Here is a 20,633-nt window from a genome sequence, read left to right on the forward strand (position 1 = left end):
AGAATAACAATATGCCTATTCGCTCTTCTCAACCTTTGTATATTCAGGCCTGTGGCTTTCACTCTGCCATGGGACAAGATGACGCGCTCATCCACCAGTGTTTATCGGGAGCGAAGCCATCCAACATGGTGGTTGACCAAGATATTTTAAATTCAGGCCGCCAAACAGTAATCGGTCGAATTGCACAGACGTTACCGCAATTACCGACCGCACTCAGCCAGTTTGATACGAGAAATAACCGCCTCGCACTTTCGGCTTTGCAGCAAATCGAAAGCGACGTGCATAACGCCATTGCTGAATATGGCCGTGACCGTATCGCGGTCGTGATCGGCACCAGCACATCTGGCATTTCAGATGGCGAAATCGCGTTTGGAGAGAAGCTGGCAAACGGCGAGTTTCCTGCCGACTACCATTACACCAAACAAGAGCTTGGCAACTGCAGCGATTTTATTGCCGCCTACTTTGATTTGAGCGGCCCACATTACTCAGTTTCAACCGCCTGTTCTTCTAGTGGTCGTGTCTTTTTAACCGCGCAACGCCTGATTCGCTCTGGTATTGTTGATGCGGTCATTGTGGGTGGCGTGGATACCATTTGTCGCCTAACGCTAAACGGTTTTAACGGTTTAGAAGCCCTATCCGATACTCTTTGCAAACCATTTGACCAACATCGCAACGGCATTAATATCGGTGAAGCCGCAGCATTAATGTTGCTAAGCAAAACACCCGCGCCTGTTGCCCTTCTCGGAGTTGGCGATAGCTCAGACGCACACCACATTTCCGCACCACACCCAGAAGGGTTAGGCGCAGAAGAAGCGATGAAAAAAGCATTGACCAATGCAGGACTAACACCACAAGACATTGGTTACATCAACGCGCATGGCACAGCAACACCGTTAAATGATGCGATGGAAAGCAAAGCCATCCACCGCTGCTTTGGTGACTCCGTTCCTGTTAGCTCGACAAAGCCACTTACCGGACACACATTAGGCGCAGCAAGTGCAACGGAAGCCGCGATCGCTTGGCATATTCTCAAGTACAACCTTGACTTGCCAATGCAACACTGCGAAACCAAAGCAGACGATATCCATATATCGTTAGTTGAGACGCCAACCAAACTGGGTAACAAAGCGATTCTCAGCAACTCTTTTGCTTTTGGTGGCAATAATATTAGTCTTATTTTTGGTTACGCTCATGACTAAACTTCCTCCCATCGAACAACTTTTGCCACACGACAAACCAATGATCTTGGTCGATCGTGCTTTGGATGTTCAACAAGATACGATTCACTGCCAGGTTGATATCGCAGAACACAACCCATTCTTCGAATCGACCTCTCAAACCGTGCCAGCTTACGTTGGCATTGAGTTTATGGCGCAATCTGTCGCGGCGTGGTCTGGTTACCACGCATTAATGAAAGAACAAGCGCCACCGATTGGCTTTTTACTTGGTAGCCGTCGATACACGTCTGAATGCGATACGTTTTCTCGCGGACAGGTGCTCGATGTGTATGCTGAAAAAGTTATGGAAGATAACGGTATGGCGGTTTTTTCAGCCCGTATTGAGCTACAAGGAACTGTTGTAGCGACTTGCCAATTGAACGTTTACGTTCCATCAGAAGAAAAATTACAAGAAATGAAAATCAGGAGTCAACAATGACCCGACAAGTCCTCGTTACAGGTGCCAGCAAAGGCATCGGTAAAGCCATTGCCGTTCAATTAGCCAAAGATGGTTTCCAAATCATTGTCCATTACATGGGAGATCAACAAGGCGCGCAAGACACCCTAAACACCATCGAACAGCATGGTGGTAGCGGTCGCCTTATCCAATTCGACATCAGTGACCGTGCAGATTGTCGTGAGAAGCTCGAAGCCGATATCGCCGAACACGGCGCTTACTATGGCGTCGTAAACAACGCTGGCATCACAAAAGATACCGCTTTCCCTGCGATGACCGAAGAAGAATGGGATGGCGTGATTCATACCAACCTAGATAGCTTTTACAATGTTCTTCACCCTTGTGTTATGCCAATGGTGCAAAAACGCAAAGGCGGCCGAATTGTTACCCTTGCATCAGTCTCTGGCCTAATGGGTAACCGCGGTCAAACTAACTACAGCGCAGCGAAAGCGGGCGTAATTGGTGCAACAAAATCACTCGCACTTGAACTGGCAAAACGCAAAATCACCGTCAACTGTGTTGCTCCGGGGCTTATCGACACAGGCATGGTAGACGAACACGTAAAAGAACACGCGATGCCGCAAATTCCTTTGCGCCGCATGGGAGAGCCAGAAGAAGTCGCTGGTTTAGTCAGTTACCTTATGTCTGACATCGCAGGCTATGTAACTCGCCAAGTCATTTCGGTAAACGGAGGCCTAGTATGAACCGTCGAGTCGTTGTAACCGGAATGTCGGGCGTGACTGCGTTTGGTAACGATTGGCAGTCTGTCGAACCAAAACTGCGTGACTGCCAGAACGCGACGCAATACATGCCTTCTTACGAACAGTATGATGGTTTGAACACCAAGCTCTCGGCACCAATTTTAGATTTTGAACTGCCAAAGCACTACAAGCGCAAGCAAGTACGCGGCATGGGGCGTGTTTCCAAATTGGCGACCGTCGCAACAGAAAACGCACTAAACCAAGCAGGTTTGATTGGTAACGACGTACTCACCAATGGTCAAACGGGTATCGCATACGGCTCATCAACAGGCAGTACTGACGCAATCGGCGCATTTGGTGTCATGCTGAATGAGAAAACCACGAAAGCGATCACTGCAACGACTTACGTGCAAATGATGCCGCATACGACGGCAGTGAACGTTGGTCTATTTTTCGGTTTGAAAGGCCGAGTGATCCCAACCAGCAGTGCATGTACCTCCGGCAGCCAAGCAATCGGCTATGCCTACGAAGCGATCAAACACGGCTACCAAACGGTCATGGTTGCTGGTGGCGCTGAAGAATTGTGCCCAACGGAATCCGCGGTCTTCGATACCCTTTTTGCCACCAGTCTGAAGAATGAAGACCCGAAAAGCACACCAAGACCTTATGACTCCGATCGCGATGGTTTGGTGATTGGCGAAGGTGCGGGAACGCTAGTTCTGGAAGAGTACGAACACGCCGTCGCTCGTGGCGCGAAAATCTATGCAGAAATCATCGGTTTTGCCAGCAACTGTGATGCCGCACACGTCACTCAACCTCAGATGGAAACCATGCAAATCTGTATGGAAATGGCTTTGCAAAACGCGGGTATCCCTGCTGAGAAGATCGACTATGTATCTGCTCACGGCACTGCCACCGACCGCGGCGATATTGCGGAAAGCAACGCAACAGCGAATGCTCTGGGCAAAGTGCCAATCAGTTCACTCAAGAGCTACTTTGGCCACACACTAGGCGCCTGTGGCGCGATTGAAGCGTGGCTAGGTTTAGAAATGATGCACACAGGTTGGTTCAACCCAACGCTCAACCTAGAAAACCTCGACGAGCAATGTGGCGATTTAGACTACATCTCCGGACAAGGCCGAGAGCTGGACGTGAAATATTTGATGAGTAACAACTTCGCCTTTGGCGGCATCAACACCTCCATCATCTTTAAAAAGATGTAATGCCCTTAGTAAATGCAAAAGCGCTGGTTAACCAGCGCTTTTTTATTAGTTGAAGGCAACTGAACGGTGCTTGCAACGATAGATATCAGCAGAAACAGATGTTGGAGTTTGTCCTTCAGACTCAATAATATTAGTCACATGATATCGATTACCACCCGCCATGTAGACTTGGTTAGACAACTCATCAAAAAGAGAGCCTTTCTGGCTTTCTGATACAACTTTGTTTCCAATCACTTTGCACTCATTGTTTTCGACTTCTGCAAACGAGATGGGTTGAACTTCATTTGCACCAGGTAGTAATTTAACTTTCTCAGCTTCTAAACTGATTTTGGCAACCTGGCAGTCATAAAGCTCCGCAACAACACTAGATGGGCGTCCACGGCTAGTATCTAGAACAGTTGCGATATGGTATCGGTTTCCACCAGATGCGTAAGTTTGATTCTTAAGTATACGATCTACATTGTTTGGATGAACATCCTCGATCGTGTAAGAGTCAACCATTCTGCAATTAAGGTTTTTAATTGCAATATCAGTCATTGGGGTAATATTTATAGCTTGGGGTAAAACACGAACTTTGCGTGTGACACACCCACTTAAAAGACTAACAATCAATGCAGTCAAAATTATTTTTTTCATGAGTTTAAGCATCAAAATAAAGCTCATGTAACAGAGCTAAGTTAATACATTTGAGACAAGATCGACAAAGCCCCGACAACTCAAAGAGTTATCGGGGCTTTTGAATAAATGGCACGCCCTATTGGATTCGAACCAATGACCACATCCTTAGAAGGGACGTGCTCTATCCAGCTGAGCTAAGGGCGCGCTACAGGGACAGGATTATACGAGTTCAAACGGGTAAATCAACGGGTTTTCATAACATTCTGATCTGAATGCCTAAAAAAAGTCCATCAAAACGCTTAATGTTCAAAAACACCACAAAGCAAACGTTTGCGTATGGATGTTAATAAGAAATTCTGCGACAATGCGCCGCAGATAATTTGCCTTCTTAATTTATAAGGAAAGTCATGACTGCTCAAAATATAGACGGAACTCTCATTTCCCAAACTGTTCGCTCCGAAGTGGCTGCACGTGTTAAAGCGCGTGTTGAAGCAGGGCTACGTGCTCCTGGTTTAGCAGTGGTTCTAGTTGGTGAAGATCCTGCTTCTCAGGTTTATGTCGGCAGCAAACGCCGCGCATGTGAAGAAGTTGGGTTTGTTTCTAAGTCTTTTGACCTTCCTGCGTCTAGCTCAGAAGAAGAGTTACTAGCGCTGATTGATGAATTAAACAACGATGATGAAATTGACGGCATTCTAGTGCAATTACCCCTTCCTGCGGGCATCGACACAACACATGTTTTAGAGCGCATTCACCCAGAGAAAGACGTGGATGGCTTCCACCCTTACAACGTTGGTCGTCTTGCACAACGTATTCCAAAGCTTCGCTCTTGCACGCCAAAGGGCATCATTACCCTACTAGACCGTTACAACATAGAGCTTCGTGGCAAACATGCTGTTGTGGTTGGTGCATCAAACATTGTTGGTCGTCCTATGACACTTGAGCTGCTGCTTGCGGGCTGTACAACGACAACATGTCACCGTTTTACCAAAGACCTAGAGAGTCATGTGCGTCAAGCTGACGTTGTCGTAGTTGCGGTTGGTAAGCCAAACTTCATCCCTGGAGAGTGGATTAAGAAAGGTGCAGTGGTTATCGATGTCGGCATTAACCGTCTTGATTCAGGCAAGCTAGTTGGCGACGTGGAATACGATAAAGCACGTGAAAGTGCGAGCTTTATTACTCCTGTCCCTGGTGGTGTTGGCCCAATGACCGTCGCAAGCTTAATTGAGAACACGATGCTCGCTTGCGAGCAGTTCCACACAGACAAATAACGTAAACTTCAGATACGAAAAAGGCTCCGCAAGGAGCCTTTTTGCTAATTTTAGGTATCTCTTTCAATTACAGGCTTAAAATCACGCCCGCAATCGAAGCGCTCATTAAGTTCGCCATGACACCAGCGATAATCGCACGGAAACCATGTTTAGAAACAAATGCACGCTTTTCAGGTACCAATGAGCCCAACCCGCCAATCAACATCGCCATGCTTGAGATGTTTGCAAAGCCACACAAAGCAAACGTCACGATTGCTTGTGAGTGTTCACTAAGTTGAGATTTCACTTCTGCAAGCTGGATGAAAGCGACGAACTCATTCACCACAATCTTGTTACCAATCAGCGAGCCTGCTGTGGTTGCTTCTTGCCATGGTACACCTAATAACCAAGCAACAGGTGCGAATACATACCCTAGGATCAACTCGAAGCTTAGTGGCGTCCCAACAAGATCACCAATCCAACCTAGCATGCCGTTTAACATTGCAATGACACTGATGAAAGCCAATAGCGTACCACCTACCGATACAGCAATGCGTACACCCGCCATGGCACCATCGGCTAATGCTTCTACTACGTTGGTTGCACGTGGAATTTCAACTTGGCTAATGTCGATATCTGCTGCTTTATCCGTATCTTCTGGCATTAAGATTTTTGCCATTAACAAGCCCGCAGGTGCCGACATAAATGCGGCAGCGATCAGGTAGTTAAGGTCAACGCCCAGTGACGCGTAACCGACCAACGTTCCACCAGCAACAGAAGCCAAACCACCTGTCATCACCGCAAAGAACTGCGAGTCGGTCATGTGCTTTAGGTATGGCTTTACCATCAATGGCGCTTCAATGGTGCCAACAAAAATATTCGCCGTTGCAGACAAAGACTCCGCGCGACCGATACCCAGCAGCTTTTGAATACCGCCACCGATAAAGTTGATGATTTTTGGCATCACACCAATGTGATAAAGACCGGAGATAAGAGAGGAGAAGAAAACGATGATACCCAGAACATTGATCGCAAAGGTGAAGCCCCCTGTCGCCAAATTACCGAATAAAAACGCAATGCCCTCTTGACCATAGTTGATCAAATTCGACACTACGCTGCTCACTGAATTCAGCGCATCTCGTCCTGCTGGTACATATAAAACCAACAACGCAAACAGTACCTGCAAAGCAAACGCAAACGACACTGTTCTCAGCTTTATATTTTTTCTATTTGTAGAAAGTAGCCATGCTACGAATAGTATGGCTACGATACCAATAATTGAGTTCATAAAATGAATCCGACAGAAGGGGGATATGGAAGGCACCGGATTGTATAGTGGACTCAAAATGCTGCAAGTTGAGGATGTTAACAGTGTGAAAAGTTTAAGCGCCCAATAATTAACCTTAATTATAAGGCATTGAATTATATAAATATAAACGTTTGCTTATTTTTATTATTTCTATATGGAAAAGATGTTTCTAGTTCTGGAAAAATTTTTGTGAAGTGAATCACCTTATGTGCCGTTCAATAACGTCATTGATCCTGTTACTTAGGAATAGAGATGTAAGGCGCTAGACGTTGATCCCAATGACACGGGTTACCGATCTTCTGTTTGATGAAGTTAATCACTGCGGATATTTTTTTGGGCATATGTTGGCGGCTTGGATACACCGCATAAAACGGCATCGACTGGCTTGCTTTCCAGTCCGGTAACAACTGTATTAACTTACCCGTTCTAAACTCATCACCCAGTAAGTAAGTGGCAAGGTAGGCAATGCCCCAACCTGCAATAGCGGCATCCCGAACGGCTTCTGCCAGATCCACTGAATAGTTGCCCGTAACTTTTACGTTCAACTCCTGCTGATCTTTAGTAAACGCCCACCCCGTATAGTCACGCTCCCAGCTTCTGTATATAAGACAGTTGTGAGAAGACAAGTCATCCGGCTCTGTTGGCGTATCATGTTTCAATAAGTAATCTGGTGATGCCGCTACAACAAACTGGCAATCCGTCAAACGCTGCGCAATGTAACCTTCAGGTAAATGCTCGTTGTTGGTTACCCATAAATCGAGCCCTTCGGCTAACATATCGACCTTATAGTCAAACAGATGTACTTCCACTTGAAGTTGAGGATACAGTTCGCGCAACTCTTGAATCGCTGGGATAATGTGCAAGGTACCGAATGATTGCGACAAACCAAGACGCACTAAGCCTGCCACTTCATCCCGCTGGGTTTCCATCTCTAATGTGGCGCTGCTCACCGCTTGTACCACTTGCTCACAGTGATGAAAAAAGGTTTTTCCTGCCTCAGTCGGCGTAAAGCTTCGCGTAGTGCGTTGAACAAGCTTGATACCAAGAGACGCTTCTAGCTGACTCAACTGCTTACTCACATGAGACACCGACACGCCTAAGCTCTTTGCAGCAGCCGTGAAACTTTTATGTTTAAGAAGAGCGGAGAAGATCACCATTTGTGCAGCACGTTCAGATAACACGCTTTACCTCGATTTGATTATAGGAAAAACAAAGGACTCCGAAGAGCCCTCATATTGAATACTGGATGCCAAGTGATTATTTGATAACAGCTCAGTATTTGATTCGGTCAGCCAAGTGACTCACGGCGAGTGCGAAGTAGTAAGAGCGGTTCCACTTCATCAGTACGTTGTAGTTATTGTAAACCAGATACGTACGACCATTTTCGTCGTCCGGCATGATCAACCATGCTTTGATGTCTTCATCCAGTTTTGGCAACGGACTACCATCGTATTTTGTGATGCCAAGTTTGCTCCACTCCTGAAGGTATTTACCTTTTTCAGCCGTGCGCCCTTCTAAGCTACGATCAATGCCTTTAGGGACTTTCACTTGGCGACCCCAAGTGTATTTGTCATCCCAGCCGGACTTGCTCAAATAGTTAGCCGTTGATGCAAACACGTCGGCTTCAGATTGCCAAATGTCTTTTTTACCATCCCCGTTGCCGTCAGCGGCAAAACGAAGAAAAGAGCTTGGCATAAACTGACATTGCCCCATCGCACCAGCCCATGAACCCTTAAAGTTTTCCAGTTCAATATGGCCTTGATCGAGGATCTGCAATGCCGACATGGTCTCTTTACGGAAAAACTCTTCACGACGACCTTCAAATGCCATTGTCGATAGCGCGTCAATCACTTTGAAGTTACCCGTAAATTTACCAAAGTTACTTTCTACACCCCACAGCGCCACGATAAAGCGAGGCTGCACACCGTACTCATCGCCTATACGCTTTAGCTCGGTGTAATGCTCTTTATAGAGCTGTCTGGCTTGCTTCACCTTCCATTCGGGCACCGCGCGAGGAATGTATTCATCCAACGTCAGTTTCTTCTCTGGTTGGTTTCGGTCCGCTTTTACTGCTCGAGGCTTGTACTCAACATTCGCAAAAGCAGCACTAATGACCTGCTCTGAGATACCTTTATCACGCGCTTCAGCACGCAGCTTATTCAAGTATTCATCGAAACCCTCGCTACTTGCAAAAGCCGAGGTACACACACCAACGCTAAGCATGGTAGCCAGTATTTTTTTCATATTGCCCTCCTTGAGCAAGGCAGAAATCCCAGATGAAAAACGATGACGTTATTCGCCTTTCTGCTGGGCTTTTTGTTCTTTGTACTTTTCTAGTAGGTTCTCCGGCGGAGGCGGAACCTGCAAAAAGAAGCCATCATTTTGCAATGAAGCCTTCACTTTTTCGATATCAACTTGTGCCAATTTACGGCCATCAAGTTTAATCGTCATAACAGCGATAGGCTTACCGAACATCTGCATTAAGGTGTCAGGAACCTGTGAAAAATCATCCTTTTTCGGAATATAGAGATAAGTACCTTCTTTTTTCGAGCTTTTATAAATAGAACAAAGCATGACACGCCTTTTATGCTGATTTAGCCGCGTTGAGTGCGGATTAGGTTGAAAACGTCAAATTCTCGCAAACTTAATAGCAAATTTGAGATTAATTCACCTATTTGCCCACTAGAGAACTTGCTGCGTCAAAGGATGAAATATAACATGACAGACCTAGTTTAAGGCAACGCTCTTTCAATAAAGGCAAGAAGTCCACGATGACCCATTCACCAGACCTTAAAGGTAGCAGTTTTACATTGTCAGTTTTACACCTTTCTGACAATGAGATCGCAAAGACTGTCGAATTTTTGCAAGAAAAAGTTTCTCAAGCACCTTCTTTTTTTGCATCCGCGCCTTTGGTAATCAATATAGCAAAAGTACAAGGCGACATTGATTTCCCTAAGCTTAAACAAGGCATCTCAGATGCTGGTTTTATTCCGGTCGGTGTAACGGGCTGTAAAGACAAGCGTGTACAAAATCTTGCTTCCGAAGCTGGCTTCGCCATTATGTCGGCAAGCAAATCACCAAGCCAGGCGCCAGCCAAAATGGCACCAACGAAAGTAGTTCGCACGCCTGTTCGATCAGGACAACAGATCTACGCGAAAGATGGTGATTTGGTGGTGTTAGCGCACGTAAGTGCTGGTGCTGAAGTCATCGCTGACGGCTCTATTCATATCCATGGCACACTTCGAGGCCGTGCGATTGCAGGCGCAAGTGGTCAGCAGGAAGCGCGTATTATTTGCCACGATTTACAAGCAGAACTGGTATCCATTGCGGGTGACTACTGGTTAAGCGATCAAATTGAAAGCGAGTACTGGCAAAAGAAAGTAATGATCAGTAAAGCCGATGAATCATTGCATTTAGAAGTTCTCGCGATTTAATCTAAAAAGGAAAAAAAATGGCACGCATTATTGTAGTAACGTCTGGTAAAGGTGGCGTTGGTAAAACCACTTCAAGCGCAGCCATCGCCTCTGGTCTAGCTCTGAAGGGAAAAAAGACCGCGGTGATCGATTTTGATATCGGTTTGCGTAACCTCGACCTAATCATGGGCTGTGAGCGCCGTGTCGTGTATGACTTTGTAAACGTCATTAACGGCGAAGCGACATTAAACCAAGCGCTGATCAAAGATAAGCGCACGGACAACCTATTCATTCTTCCTGCTTCTCAAACTCGTGATAAAGACGCACTGACAAAAGATGGTGTTCAGCGCGTATTCGGCGAACTTGATGAAATGGGCTTTGATTTCATTATTTGTGATTCACCAGCAGGTATCGAGCAAGGCGCATTAATGGCCTTGTACTACGCCGATGAAGCCATTGTCACAACGAATCCAGAAGTCTCTTCTGTGCGTGACTCTGACCGCATTCTCGGTATTTTAGATTCTAAGTCCCTGCGTGCAGAACAAGGGCTAGAGCCAGTAAAACAGCACCTGCTACTGACTCGCTACAACCCATCTCGCGTCACTCAAGGCGAAATGCTAAGCGTTGAAGACGTAGAGGAGATCTTACATATTCCACTACTGGGCGTGATTCCAGAAAGCCAAGCCGTACTTAACGCGTCAAACAAAGGTGTTCCAGTCACTTTTGACGATAACACCGATGCAGGTATGGCTTATTCTGACACCGTTGATCGCTTATTAGGCAATCAGGTTGAATTTCGTTTCCTTACTGAGGAGAAGAAAGGACTCTTTAAACGACTCTTTGGAGGCTAGACATGTCATTATTAGAATTTTTCCGCCCACAGAAGAAAACTTCTGCGAATCTAGCTAAAGAGCGTTTGCAAATCATTGTTGCTGAGCGCCGCAGCCAAAATGATCCTGCGCCTTCTTACTTGCCTCAATTGAAAGAGGACATCTTGAAGGTGATCAGTAAGTACGTGGCAATTGATCCAAATATGGTTGACTTAACATTTGAGCACAAAGACGACGATATCTCAGTTCTTGAGCTCAATGTGAAGCTACCAGACGACGAGAAATAAACCACTTTTCCTCACGAGATTGAATGCTCAGATTAGAATGAAAAAGGTTGGCACCGAGGCCAACCTTTTAATCTTTTATTACTTTAATGCTTTGTTCATCTTGTCGCCGAGCAGATCCAAACGCCATCCCTGCATCAAGTCAGGCAACACTTCTGGATCGCGATCTTTTTTCCACACCCAACTGATCAGCTGATTAATCTGCTTTTTAGAAGCAAGGAACTCCGTCGCTAAGCCAGACTTCTGCGACGCCGATTTCACTATGTCTTTCATATTTTTGAAGACTTGTTTGTAACCTGGATAATCCATTAAGCGTTCAATTTTCGCTGGATACTCTTCAGAAGGTGTTTGCTTCGCTTGTTTAACAATAGCGGCAATCTTCGCGCCATGGCGGTTAATCGCTCGGATATCAATATCTTCCGCTTCCATCTTCTTAAAGTTAGTTAAGCCAAGACGAGCGACTGTTAACAGGTCACCTTCTTTGAAGATAAAGTTCAGCGCTAAATCTCGTTTGATTGCTTCACGGTAACGCCACGTCGCTAGAGGCTTTAAAATCGCCAGCTCAGAAGGTTTTAACTGCCAAGCACCTTTAATATCAAGGTAGGCATTCTCTTCATTAGTGACGCGAATGCGTTTTGAAACCAACAAATCACTTTCTTGTTGTACGGCTTCCCACCAACCTGCTTGCGTCACCTTATCGAAAAGCTTTTCGTATAACGGTAGCAAGTAATGCACGTCTGCAGCAGCATAGTCTAATTGCTTTTGTGTCAGTGGACGAGCCATCCAGTCAGTACGTGACTCACTTTTGTCGAGCTCAACACCTAAATATTCTTCCACCAGCGTTGCAAAGCCTGTTGATAGACCGTGGCCAAGAAAGGCCGCCATCAACTGAGTATCTACCATAGGGAACGGCGTACAACCAAATGCATTTTGGAAAACTTCTAAATCTTCACCGCAGGCATGCAGCACTTTTAACACGGAAGTATCTTTTAATAGCGCTACGAACGGCGTCATATCCGTTAATTCGGTCGGATCAATCAGCGAGAGGCGATTACCATCGAAAAGCTGAATCAGACCTAACTGCGGGTAGAAAGTGCGAATACGGACGAATTCGGTATCCAGCATCACTACATCTGCCTCTCGGGCGTGAATGCAAACTTCTTCTAGGTCTTTGTTTTTGGTAATAATTTGATAATTCACATACTTCTCGCTATAAAAAATGCCAGCAAAACGCTGGCATTCTATCATTTTTTAAATCTCTCGACTCGACGAAATCGGCTTATGCGCTTTTCTTCGCGAGTTCAGCGTCGTTCTCTTCACGCAGAACACGACGCAAGATCTTACCGACATTGGTTTTAGGGAGGTCTTCACGGAACTCAACCAACTTAGGTACTTTGTAGCCAGTTAAGTGCTGACGACAATGCGTAATCACTTCATCTTTGGTCAAGCTCGGGTCGCGCTTCACGACGTAGATCTTCACTAATTCACCAGAGACTTCGTGCGGTTGACCAATAGCAGCCACTTCAAGGACTTTGCCGTGCAGTGCTACAACGTCTTCGATTTCGTTCGGGTAAACATTAAAGCCTGATACCAAGATCATGTCTTTCTTACGGTCAACGATGTGCAGGAAGCCTTCGTCATCGAACTTAACAATGTCGCCCGTTGATAACCAACCGTCTTCGTTGATCGTATCTTTCGTTGCTTCAGGTCGTTGCCAGTAGCCTTGCATAACCTGAGGACCACGAACTTGAAGTTCACCAGTTTCAGTATTCGCAAGAGCGTTGCCTTCTTCGTCCACAATACGAACTTCTGTTGATGGCACAGGCAGACCAATCGATCCATTGTATTCAACAAGGTCATGCGGGTATGCCGCAACCAATGGAGAACACTCGGTCAGGCCGTAGCCTTCTAGTAGGTAACAACCCGTGGTCTTCTGCCATCTTTCTGCCACTGAGCGCTGCACTGCCATGCCGCCGCCAACGGCTAAACGTAGGTTACTGAAATCCAACTCGTGGAAGTCTTCGTTGTTGATCAAAGCATTAAATAAGGTGTTCACGCCCGTGATCGCAGTAAACGGATGCTTTTGTAGCTCTTTCACGAACCCTGGAATATCTCTAGGGTTGGTAATAAGTAGGTTACGGCCACCCATTTCGACAAACAGCAGACAGTTTACGGTAAGAGCAAATACGTGATACAGCGGTAGCGCTGTCACGACCAATTCACGGCCTGGAGATAAAACCGGTCCGTACGCGCCTTTTGCCTGTAGAACGTTCGCAATCATGTTGCGGTGAGTCAGAATGGCACCTTTCGCGACGCCTGTCGTCCCCCCCGTATATTGCAGGAATGCAATGTCATCCCCAGACATAAACGGTTTAACGTATTGTAGACGACGACCTTTACGTAGAGCCTGACGCATTGAGATCGCACCAGGTAAATCGTACTTAGGCACCATGCCCTTAACGTACTTCACAACAAAATCGACAATCGTACCTTTCGCTCGTGGCAGCATTTGACCAAGGCTGGTTAACACCACGTGTTTAACTGGTGTTTTATCGACGATTTGTTCTAGCGTGTTCGCAAAGTTAGATACAATCACAATCGTCGTCGCACCTGAGTCATTCAATTGGTGTTCAAGTTCACGAGGAGTGTAAAGTGGGTTAACGTTTACGGCGATACAACCTGCACGCAAAATACCAAACAACGCCACTGGGTATTGCAGTAGGTTTGGCATCATCAGAGCAACACGGTCACCCTTTTGCAGTTTTAACTCGTTTTGCAGATACGCTGCGAATGCGCGACTACGCTCTTCCAATTTACGGAAGGTCATAACCGAGCCCATGTTCATGAATGCCGGTTGGTCTGCATATTTTTGTACAGACTGCTCAAACATTTCTACCAAAGACTCATATTGCTCTGGATTAATGGTTTCAGGTACGTCACTTGGATAACGTGAAAGCCATGGTTTATCCACGATGTTACTCCTCGTTTATAACTGGCTAAAAAATAGCGTCCTTTTTATTTTGAAAGCTATTACAGCACAGCGAACGTGCTTGAGCACGCAACTCTCAAACACTTGTTTAAATTTTGTTAACTACACCAAGAATTCGCGTTGCGACCTCGAGTATTTGCTCTAAATGACAGTGATGACCACCCTTGACAGAAACCACTTGCGGCGGGTTCTCTCCCCAATCAGCTTGGTTAGATGGTAAATTCTGAAATCCTTGATCGCCTAATACGATCAAATGAGGACAACGTATTTGGCTGGTAATCGAGTTAGCATGCGCTTGCGCCATTCGGTAAAGCGACGCACATTTTAACTTGGCGTCATGCCGCCAATACCATTTATCTCCTCGCTGCTCCGTTCCTCGCTCGACTATCGGCAGAAGCTGCTCAGCGGTTAATTGGTTGGCTTGCACGCGTAATTTTAACGCCAGATCGAAGGAGGCAATGGCTCGCTCTGGCTTGTTTTGCTGTCTTATTCGACTTAAAACGCCATCGCGAAGACGAGGCAAACTGTTAGTAGGATCTTCAGTAAGAGGTCCTGCTCCCTCAATTTGCACAAGAGCTTCGACCTGCTCTGGAAACGCAGCACTATAGCAACTTGCGATTAAAGCACCAAGTGAATGCCCTACTAATATCAGTCTGTTTGGCGATAATTCGTCCAACAACTGATATAAATCGGCAATATAGTCGTGAAAGGGGTAATAGTTATCGTGAGATTTATGACTCGATAAACCGTGACCAAAATGATCGATGGCGAGGAGGTGTAAGTGAGGATTAAGTTGGTTCAACTGCTCCATGAGCGCTTTAAAGCTGCCCGCATTATCTAACCACCCATGAAGAAAAACGACTGACAAGTCAGCCGTTTTCTCGTTCCCTATCTCAAGGGCTGCCATTTTGCCGGCAGGAAGCTCGAATTGACGCTCATGCATCGCAGATTATTTGACCTGTTTTATCACTTTACCGTCTTGTGGGAAATCATTACGCCACATGCGGCAGTTAATCGAGTAACATGGGTAAAAGTAGGTTGGCGAGTCATACATGCGTACACGTTCTTCAATTTTCCACAAACGGTAGCCTTGCCCCTTAATGATCGGGAATACGTATTCGTGCTCACCAATCTTTCCTTCTTCTTCTCCGGCGCCTTTACCTACAACCGTCAACAAGCGGCCTTCACTAAAGGCGACGGGCTCTAAATAGCCATCAAAATAGGCGACAAAACGTCCCGTTGGCTCTTCATCAATATCCGGTTTACCAGATTTACTGATTGGTAGGTTTACGATTTCTAGACGGGTTTTATCTTTGAAGTTATCCACTTTAGCGATGATTCCACCAAGACGAACATCTTCACTCACTTGCCCCTGAGACTCAGCGAAAGCTTTATAATCAGTAACGACTTGTTCTGTGCTGGCATTTAACTCCTCTGGCAACGAGCTACACGCAGACAAACCAACCGTAGCAAATAATGCGAGAAAAAACCGTCCAAAAACCTTCATAAACCACCTTTCAATATTAGTAACCCCAAGCTGGGGAGATCTCACACGTAAATATCGACACCAAGTAATTGAGCCAGTTCCTCTTTTTTAGTTCGATTCATGACATCCATGTACTGCTCCATTGCTTTACGTGCGCTCCCTTCAGGAAGGTCATATTGCACTTGAGCTCGGTGAATTTGGGACTCATCCACGTGTTTTATGGAGTGCGCCACAGCGTTAGCAACCTTTGAAGGCTGACCTACAGGCTGCTTTGTTTGTGATTTATCTACCTGCTTCTTTTTGCTGACTTTATTAGTGCGATTTGCACCGGGAATCAAAGAAGGAGGCAAGCCATTAATCGACGCCATAGCACTCCATAAAAATACAGGGCAAACGCCCTGCTTTTTGTCAGGTTAATGAAAAACGGACTATTCGCGACCAGGAAGTTTTTTCCATGTCACATTATCGCGTAGATAAACTGGGCTAGAATCTTCTACCGGCACAGTATTACCCTTTTTAAATTCTTGTTCAGCAAGAATCACGATGTCTTGTGAATCAGGGTACAGAACCTCGCCATGCGTCAAATTAAATGGTAGGTCTGCTAATACTTCTTGGTATGCATCCCAACCAGTACCTGCTGTCGTCCACATTTTGTCGTCTGCCTGTGCTTCTTCAGTTAGACGTGCTGGTGGAATAACACACTCTTCATCAATACCAACCCATTCACCATTGTCTTGACGAGAATAGCGCGCCCAATAAACTTCACTCATACGTGCATCAATGGCAACAGCGACATTGGTCACACCATGTAAACGATGGCTACCTTGAGCCATCGCAGCCAGCGTTGAAACGCCGATCATAGGCAAGTCAGCGCCGAACGCCAAACCTTGTGCGATACCAATACCGATACGAACGCCAGTAAAGCTACCTGGACCACGTCCAAACGCTAACGCATCTAGCTCTTGTAGAGTCAGGCCAGCTTCTTTTAGTACTTCATCAACCATTGGCAGTACTTTTTTGGTGTGATCGCGTGGTGCAACCGCGCTACGTGAAATCACTTGATCATTAGCCAACAACGCAACTGAACAGTTTTCAGTCGCTGTATCGATAGCAAGAATTTTTGCGCTCATTTAACTCTCTACAACTCTCATTTATTGGGTTATGCCTCAGCACTTGCGTCTGTGACAGATTGTTCTGTTTTCAGGAATGCTTTGATTCCATCTAAATCTCGCGTTCTTGGGATAAGTGGTAGGCTTCCGAGGAAAATACCACCGTAGTCTCGCGTGACAAGGCGATTATCACAAATGATCAACGCACCGTGATCCTTCTGATCTCGAATTAATCGCCCTACTCCCTGCTTTAACGTAATCACTGCATCCGGGATTTGTACTTCAGCAAATGGTTCACCGCCACGTAATCGACAATCCTCGATACGGGCTTTGAGTAATGGATCGTCAGGGGCGGTAAACGGTAATTTGTCGATAATAACACAGCTCAGCGCATCACCTCTAACATCAATCCCTTCCCAGAATGCACCTGTCGCCACGAGTAAAGCGTTACCCAGCTCCATAAACTCTGCCAAGGTTTTCTGCTTACTCATCTCCCCTTGCATTAACACAGGCAGCTCAAGTACTTCTCGGAACTTCTCGCCTAGTTCACGCATCATGCTGTGCGAGGTACATAAAAAGAAACAGCGGCCATCGTTTTCTTCAATCACCGGAGCAAGCATTCGGACTAACTTATCCGCTAAGCCGTTACTGTTTGGCTCTGGCAAATACCTTGGCACACAAAGGCGCGCTTGTTTTTGATAATCAAAGGGGGACGGCAGAGAAAATTGCTTTGTAGGCTTGAGGCCAAGGCGCTCAGTAAAGTGCTTGAAGTCGCCCGATACGGCTAGGGTTGCTGACGTGAAAATCCACGCGCCTTGTTTAATCTCTATTTGCTCATGGAACTTGTCCGCGACAGAAAGAGGCGTAATGTGCAGAGCGAAATGACGAGGCGAGGTATCGTACCAGTATGAGTAGCCGGTAATATCGACATCACATACCCGGTCGATGCGGCCTTTGATCAAATTGGCTCGTTCAAAGGCGGTATCCAGTAATTGACTGCGCCCTAAGGCTATTTTGAGTACATCAATCGCCAATTCGAGGCTATCAGTTAAGCGCAATAATTCTCGCTTAATAGAGCCTGATTGCAACGCCTCACGCCAGTTGCCACGAAAGCCAGGCTCACCCAGTACAATCCGCATGTCCATTGCGCTTTGCATTAGTTTGTCACCCACTTTTTGCAATTGGCGCATATCTTTTGCTTCGGTGCGATAGGCTATTTCAATGTCTTTGGCAAGATCGTGAATTTGGCGACTTGATACTGACTGGCCGAAATATTCGCTCGCAATATCTGGCAACTGATGAGCTTCATCAAAAATAAACACATCGGCTTCTGGAATCAGTTCACCAAATCCTGTTTCTTTGATCGCTAAATCAGCAAGAAACAAGTGATGGTTCACTACAACAATGTCGGAATCCATGGCTCGCTTACGCGCTTTCAATACAAAGCAATCGGTGTAGCTCGGACACTCTTTACCTAAACAGTTATCATTGGTTGAGGTGATGGTCGGAATGATCATGCTGTCTTCTGGCAGATCATCACAATCCCCAAGGTCACCTGTTTTGGTTTCTGATGACCAAGCACGCACTTTAACCAGTTGAGTTAATAACGTCGGGTCAGATTCATTAGTGTGGCTTTCGACCATTTGGCGGCTCAAACGATCCAAACACAGATAATTAGAACGCCCTTTTAATAACGCCACTTGGCCATAAAAACCAAGCGCATTGACCATAAGCGGTAAGTCCCGATGGTACAACTGCTCTTGCAAGTTTTTCGAGCCTGTACTGATGATCACTTTTTTACCACTCAACAGTGCAGGGACTAGGTATGCGAAGGTCTTACCGGTTCCAGTTCCTGCCTCTACCACTAACTGGGTTTGATCTTTGATCGCACTGCTGACGGCTTCCGCCATATCGATTTGTGGCTGACGAGCTTGAAAGCCCGGAATGGCCTTACCTAACGCGCCATCAGAGGAAAAAGTTTTTGCGATCATGCTTGGTATTGAGTTTGAAAAATTATCGAGAGTATATCAGAGGAATAGGAGTGACATCAGCCCACAATCTGGCCAGCTTGCGGCGACGCACGGATATTTTGTTGAAACCAACGTAAGAATAGATTATTTATGGTGAAACATGGCAGTACAGTTACACCCGCCTGGGAATAATAACAAATTCGTACGCTAAAATATTAATGCATGGAAGTACCTGATTTATGGAAAAGAAAACACTGTTGACCCACTGTTCTGACGCCCCGGGTCTCATCTCGAAAATCACTAACATCTGTTACAAGCACCAACTCAACATCGTTCACAATAACGAATTTGTTGATAATACCAGTGGCCACTTTTTCATGAGAACGGAGCTGGAGGGATACTTCAACGATCAAACGTTTCTTGCCGACTTGGACCAAGCCCTCCCACAAGGTGCTAAGCGTAAATTGGTTGGCTCTCGCCGTAAGCGCATCGTCATTCTCGTCACAAAAGAAGCGCATTGTTTAGGCGATATTCTGATGAAAACCTACGATGGAAGCCTAGATGTTGAGATCGCCGCTGTGGTGGGGAATTACGACAAACTTCAAACTCTCACCGAGCGCTTCGACATTCCTTACCACCACGTGACCCATGAAAACCTTAGCCGTGAAGAACACGAGCAGAAGATGCTAGAAGTGATCGACCAATACGATGCTGATTTTTTGGTGTTAGCTAAATACATGCGCGTATTGACGCCTACATTTGTTGAGAAATACCACCACAAAATCATTAATATTCATCACAGCTTCTTACCTGCTTTTATTGGCGCGAAGCCATATCAACAAGCTTACGATCGCGGTGTGAAAATCATCGGTGCAACGGCACACTTCGTGACCAATGATTTAGATGAAGGGCCGATCATCAAGCAAGACGTAATTCCTGTCGACCATACATTCAATGCCCAAGATATGGCACAAGCGGGACGCGATGTAGAAAAGAACGTGTTGAGCAAAGCGTTGAATAAAGTGATCAATGACCACGTATTTGTTTACGGCAATAAGACGGTTATCCTTTAAGTTCATCGCATTTGAAAAAAGAAAGGGTTGCTCATTTGGCAACCCTTTCTTCTTAATAGTTGTTCAGAGCTCACTTATTCAGCCTGCTCAGACTCCACAATACGCTTAAGTGAATGCGGGTGCAGCTTGATACAAATGCCTTGGTACTTAAACGCCACGGTTGGGTTGTTCAAGCGTTCGCCTTCCCCTTTCGGGCTCGACAATTTGATCTTCACACCCAGCTCTTTTAACTCATCAAAACGCGCGCCAAACGCTGGGTAAGTGTGTTTCAAATCAGCAAGAAACTCATCTGTGGTTTCGGCATGAGACGGAATCACAAACTCCACATGTTCCCAGCTTTCATTTGGGTAGATTTTGCCTTCCGCAGGGTATGGCAGCTCCAGACACTCAATCTTCCAGCCACGGCTTTCCAACGCTTTGTCGAATTCGATAACGATGATTGGGCGACCGTTTATTTTCGCTTGTGAAATCACCTTACCGTATTGATTCCATGCTTCATGCGCGGCTTTCGCTGTTTCAGTATCATTAATACGCAGCGCAATATGGTCAGCTTGAGCAAAGCTCAGATCCAGTTTTAACAGGGTTGCAAGCTCTTCAATCTTCGCCATAAATGCGTCCAGATCTTGGATCATCAATTCAGGCGTTAGGCGCTTTTCAACTAGTTGAGTCGTCATTGTGGGTCTCTTATGGGGCGATTTATCTCATTA

The 20,633-nt window shown here is 46.0% G+C and carries 22 protein-coding genes and 1 tRNA gene; 9 read left to right on the forward strand and 14 right to left on the reverse strand.

What is annotated here, in order from left to right; translation table 11 throughout:
• The first annotated feature begins 11 nt into the window (after window positions 1-11).
• Genes F7Y48_RS03075 through F7Y48_RS03090 form a run of 4 tightly spaced genes read left to right on the forward strand, consistent with a single transcriptional unit; the run spans window position 12 to window position 3,598 of the window.
• Window positions 12-1,199 (forward strand): beta-ketoacyl-[acyl-carrier-protein] synthase family protein, encoded by a 1,188-nt coding sequence (locus F7Y48_RS03075; protein ID WP_316680957.1) that lies wholly within the window; start codon window positions 12-14, stop codon window positions 1,197-1,199.
• Complete coding sequence (locus tag F7Y48_RS03080) at window positions 1,192-1,656, forward strand: hotdog family protein (RefSeq protein WP_316680958.1); 465 nt, start codon at window positions 1,192-1,194, stop codon at window positions 1,654-1,656. The genes F7Y48_RS03075 and F7Y48_RS03080 overlap by 8 nt, the downstream gene beginning before the upstream one ends.
• Window positions 1,653-2,378, forward strand: coding sequence for a 3-oxoacyl-ACP reductase FabG (gene fabG / locus F7Y48_RS03085; protein ID WP_029837311.1), 726 nt, complete (start codon window positions 1,653-1,655; stop codon window positions 2,376-2,378). Before F7Y48_RS03080 ends, fabG begins: the two co-directional genes overlap by 4 nt.
• Window positions 2,375-3,598, forward strand: a complete 1,224-nt coding sequence (locus F7Y48_RS03090; RefSeq protein ID WP_316680962.1) for a beta-ketoacyl-ACP synthase — start codon at window positions 2,375-2,377, stop codon at window positions 3,596-3,598. Before fabG ends, F7Y48_RS03090 begins: the two co-directional genes overlap by 4 nt.
• Window positions 3,599-3,643: 45 nt before the next feature.
• Here F7Y48_RS03090 and F7Y48_RS03095 read toward each other — a convergent pair whose 3' ends face one another.
• Window positions 3,644-4,234 (reverse strand): DUF1471 domain-containing protein, encoded by a 591-nt coding sequence (locus F7Y48_RS03095; protein ID WP_316681818.1) that lies wholly within the window; start codon window positions 4,232-4,234, stop codon window positions 3,644-3,646.
• 109 nt (window positions 4,235-4,343) lie between these two features.
• A tRNA-Arg gene (locus F7Y48_RS03100) sits at window positions 4,344-4,420 on the reverse strand.
• Between the two features lie 203 nt (window positions 4,421-4,623).
• Between F7Y48_RS03100 and folD the strand changes: the two genes are divergently transcribed.
• Complete coding sequence (gene folD / locus F7Y48_RS03105) at window positions 4,624-5,484, forward strand: bifunctional methylenetetrahydrofolate dehydrogenase/methenyltetrahydrofolate cyclohydrolase FolD (protein WP_005396027.1); 861 nt, start codon at window positions 4,624-4,626, stop codon at window positions 5,482-5,484.
• 67 nt (window positions 5,485-5,551) lie between these two features.
• Here folD and F7Y48_RS03110 read toward each other — a convergent pair whose 3' ends face one another.
• From F7Y48_RS03110 to F7Y48_RS03125, 4 genes are all read right to left on the reverse strand, one after another.
• The gene (locus F7Y48_RS03110; RefSeq protein WP_031780514.1) at window positions 5,552-6,751 is read right to left on the reverse strand and encodes a NupC/NupG family nucleoside CNT transporter; all 1,200 of its coding nucleotides are present in this window, start codon (window positions 6,749-6,751) and stop codon (window positions 5,552-5,554) included.
• 257 nt (window positions 6,752-7,008) lie between these two features.
• Window positions 7,009-7,953, reverse strand: a complete 945-nt coding sequence (locus F7Y48_RS03115) for a LysR family transcriptional regulator (RefSeq protein WP_170903048.1) — start codon at window positions 7,951-7,953, stop codon at window positions 7,009-7,011.
• A gap of 91 nt (window positions 7,954-8,044) precedes the next feature.
• Window positions 8,045-9,016, reverse strand: a complete 972-nt coding sequence (locus F7Y48_RS03120) for a lytic transglycosylase domain-containing protein (RefSeq protein ID WP_047009509.1) — start codon at window positions 9,014-9,016, stop codon at window positions 8,045-8,047.
• A 48-nt stretch (window positions 9,017-9,064) separates the two neighbouring features.
• A complete protein-coding gene (locus F7Y48_RS03125) occupies window positions 9,065-9,346 on the reverse strand; it encodes a YcgL domain-containing protein (RefSeq protein WP_005382303.1) in 282 nt (93 codons plus the stop codon).
• Between the two features lie 197 nt (window positions 9,347-9,543).
• On the opposite strand from F7Y48_RS03125, the gene minC reads away from it, so the two are divergent.
• The 3 genes from minC to minE are packed head-to-tail and all read left to right on the forward strand — an operon-like array spanning window position 9,544 to window position 11,302.
• Window positions 9,544-10,206: a septum site-determining protein MinC gene (minC, locus tag F7Y48_RS03130; RefSeq protein WP_005382304.1), complete on the forward strand. Its 663-nt coding sequence runs from the start codon at window positions 9,544-9,546 to the stop codon at window positions 10,204-10,206.
• A 17-nt stretch (window positions 10,207-10,223) separates the two neighbouring features.
• Window positions 10,224-11,036 (forward strand): septum site-determining protein MinD, encoded by an 813-nt coding sequence (gene minD / locus F7Y48_RS03135; protein WP_005388331.1) that lies wholly within the window; start codon window positions 10,224-10,226, stop codon window positions 11,034-11,036.
• A gap of 2 nt (window positions 11,037-11,038) precedes the next feature.
• Window positions 11,039-11,302 carry a cell division topological specificity factor MinE gene (minE, locus tag F7Y48_RS03140; RefSeq protein WP_005396037.1) on the forward strand — a complete coding sequence of 88 codons (264 nt, stop codon included), beginning with the start codon at window positions 11,039-11,041 and terminating at the stop codon, window positions 11,300-11,302.
• Window positions 11,303-11,380: 78 nt separating this feature from the next.
• On the opposite strand, the gene rnd is transcribed toward minE, so the two are convergent.
• From rnd to F7Y48_RS03175, 7 genes are all read right to left on the reverse strand, one after another.
• Entirely contained in the window at window positions 11,381-12,499 is a 1,119-nt protein-coding gene (gene rnd / locus F7Y48_RS03145; RefSeq protein ID WP_054867852.1) for a ribonuclease D, read from the reverse strand.
• 79 nt (window positions 12,500-12,578) lie between these two features.
• Complete coding sequence (gene fadD / locus F7Y48_RS03150; RefSeq protein ID WP_005396044.1) at window positions 12,579-14,270, reverse strand: long-chain-fatty-acid--CoA ligase FadD; 1,692 nt, start codon at window positions 14,268-14,270, stop codon at window positions 12,579-12,581.
• Between the two features lie 106 nt (window positions 14,271-14,376).
• The gene (locus F7Y48_RS03155) at window positions 14,377-15,231 is read right to left on the reverse strand and encodes an alpha/beta fold hydrolase (RefSeq protein ID WP_006743344.1); all 855 of its coding nucleotides are present in this window, start codon (window positions 15,229-15,231) and stop codon (window positions 14,377-14,379) included.
• Window positions 15,232-15,237: 6 nt separating this feature from the next.
• The gene (locus F7Y48_RS03160; RefSeq protein WP_048626136.1) at window positions 15,238-15,795 is read right to left on the reverse strand and encodes a Slp family lipoprotein; all 558 of its coding nucleotides are present in this window, start codon (window positions 15,793-15,795) and stop codon (window positions 15,238-15,240) included.
• Window positions 15,796-15,836: 41 nt separating this feature from the next.
• A complete protein-coding gene (locus F7Y48_RS03165) occupies window positions 15,837-16,142 on the reverse strand; it encodes a hypothetical protein (RefSeq protein ID WP_005396047.1) in 306 nt (101 codons plus the stop codon).
• A gap of 60 nt (window positions 16,143-16,202) precedes the next feature.
• The gene (gene tsaB / locus F7Y48_RS03170) at window positions 16,203-16,904 is read right to left on the reverse strand and encodes a tRNA (adenosine(37)-N6)-threonylcarbamoyltransferase complex dimerization subunit type 1 TsaB (protein WP_005396049.1); all 702 of its coding nucleotides are present in this window, start codon (window positions 16,902-16,904) and stop codon (window positions 16,203-16,205) included.
• Window positions 16,905-16,933: 29 nt separating this feature from the next.
• Window positions 16,934-18,874 carry an ATP-dependent DNA helicase gene (locus F7Y48_RS03175; RefSeq protein ID WP_316680977.1) on the reverse strand — a complete coding sequence of 647 codons (1,941 nt, stop codon included), beginning with the start codon at window positions 18,872-18,874 and terminating at the stop codon, window positions 16,934-16,936.
• Window positions 18,875-19,092: 218 nt separating this feature from the next.
• Between F7Y48_RS03175 and purU the strand changes: the two genes are divergently transcribed.
• Window positions 19,093-19,926, forward strand: coding sequence for a formyltetrahydrofolate deformylase (gene purU, locus F7Y48_RS03180; protein WP_005382206.1), 834 nt, complete (start codon window positions 19,093-19,095; stop codon window positions 19,924-19,926).
• Window positions 19,927-20,000: 74 nt separating this feature from the next.
• Here the strand turns inward: purU and F7Y48_RS03185 are convergent, their stop codons facing one another.
• Entirely contained in the window at window positions 20,001-20,600 is a 600-nt protein-coding gene (locus F7Y48_RS03185) for a VOC family protein (RefSeq protein WP_316680980.1), read from the reverse strand.
• Between the last annotated feature and the right edge of the window lie 33 nt (window positions 20,601-20,633).

Origin of the sequence: Vibrio sp. 2-1-2a, from assembly GCF_032648565.1 — a bacterium.
Taxonomy (GTDB): Bacteria; Pseudomonadota; Gammaproteobacteria; order Enterobacterales; family Vibrionaceae; genus Vibrio; species Vibrio diabolicus.

Coding starts and splice junctions, on each gene's coding strand:
- F7Y48_RS03075 (WP_316680957.1), top strand. CDS start 12: ATGCCTATTCGCTCTTCTCAACCTTTGTATATTCAGGCCTGTGGCTTT.
- F7Y48_RS03080 (WP_316680958.1), top strand. CDS start 1,192: ATGACTAAACTTCCTCCCATCGAACAACTTTTGCCACACGACAAACCA.
- fabG (WP_029837311.1), top strand. CDS start 1,653: ATGACCCGACAAGTCCTCGTTACAGGTGCCAGCAAAGGCATCGGTAAA.
- F7Y48_RS03090 (WP_316680962.1), top strand. CDS start 2,375: ATGAACCGTCGAGTCGTTGTAACCGGAATGTCGGGCGTGACTGCGTTT.
- F7Y48_RS03095 (WP_316681818.1), bottom strand. CDS start 4,234: ATGAAAAAAATAATTTTGACTGCATTGATTGTTAGTCTTTTAAGTGGG.
- folD (WP_005396027.1), top strand. CDS start 4,624: ATGACTGCTCAAAATATAGACGGAACTCTCATTTCCCAAACTGTTCGC.
- F7Y48_RS03110 (WP_031780514.1), bottom strand. CDS start 6,751: ATGAACTCAATTATTGGTATCGTAGCCATACTATTCGTAGCATGGCTA.
- F7Y48_RS03120 (WP_047009509.1), bottom strand. CDS start 9,016: ATGAAAAAAATACTGGCTACCATGCTTAGCGTTGGTGTGTGTACCTCG.
- F7Y48_RS03125 (WP_005382303.1), bottom strand. CDS start 9,346: ATGCTTTGTTCTATTTATAAAAGCTCGAAAAAAGAAGGTACTTATCTC.
- minC (WP_005382304.1), top strand. CDS start 9,544: ATGACCCATTCACCAGACCTTAAAGGTAGCAGTTTTACATTGTCAGTT.
- minD (WP_005388331.1), top strand. CDS start 10,224: ATGGCACGCATTATTGTAGTAACGTCTGGTAAAGGTGGCGTTGGTAAA.
- minE (WP_005396037.1), top strand. CDS start 11,039: ATGTCATTATTAGAATTTTTCCGCCCACAGAAGAAAACTTCTGCGAAT.
- F7Y48_RS03155 (WP_006743344.1), bottom strand. CDS start 15,231: ATGCATGAGCGTCAATTCGAGCTTCCTGCCGGCAAAATGGCAGCCCTT.
- F7Y48_RS03160 (WP_048626136.1), bottom strand. CDS start 15,795: ATGAAGGTTTTTGGACGGTTTTTTCTCGCATTATTTGCTACGGTTGGT.
- F7Y48_RS03165 (WP_005396047.1), bottom strand. CDS start 16,142: ATGGCGTCGATTAATGGCTTGCCTCCTTCTTTGATTCCCGGTGCAAAT.
- tsaB (WP_005396049.1), bottom strand. CDS start 16,904: ATGAGCGCAAAAATTCTTGCTATCGATACAGCGACTGAAAACTGTTCA.
- F7Y48_RS03175 (WP_316680977.1), bottom strand. CDS start 18,874: ATGATCGCAAAAACTTTTTCCTCTGATGGCGCGTTAGGTAAGGCCATT.
- purU (WP_005382206.1), top strand. CDS start 19,093: ATGGAAAAGAAAACACTGTTGACCCACTGTTCTGACGCCCCGGGTCTC.
- F7Y48_RS03185 (WP_316680980.1), bottom strand. CDS start 20,600: ATGACGACTCAACTAGTTGAAAAGCGCCTAACGCCTGAATTGATGATC.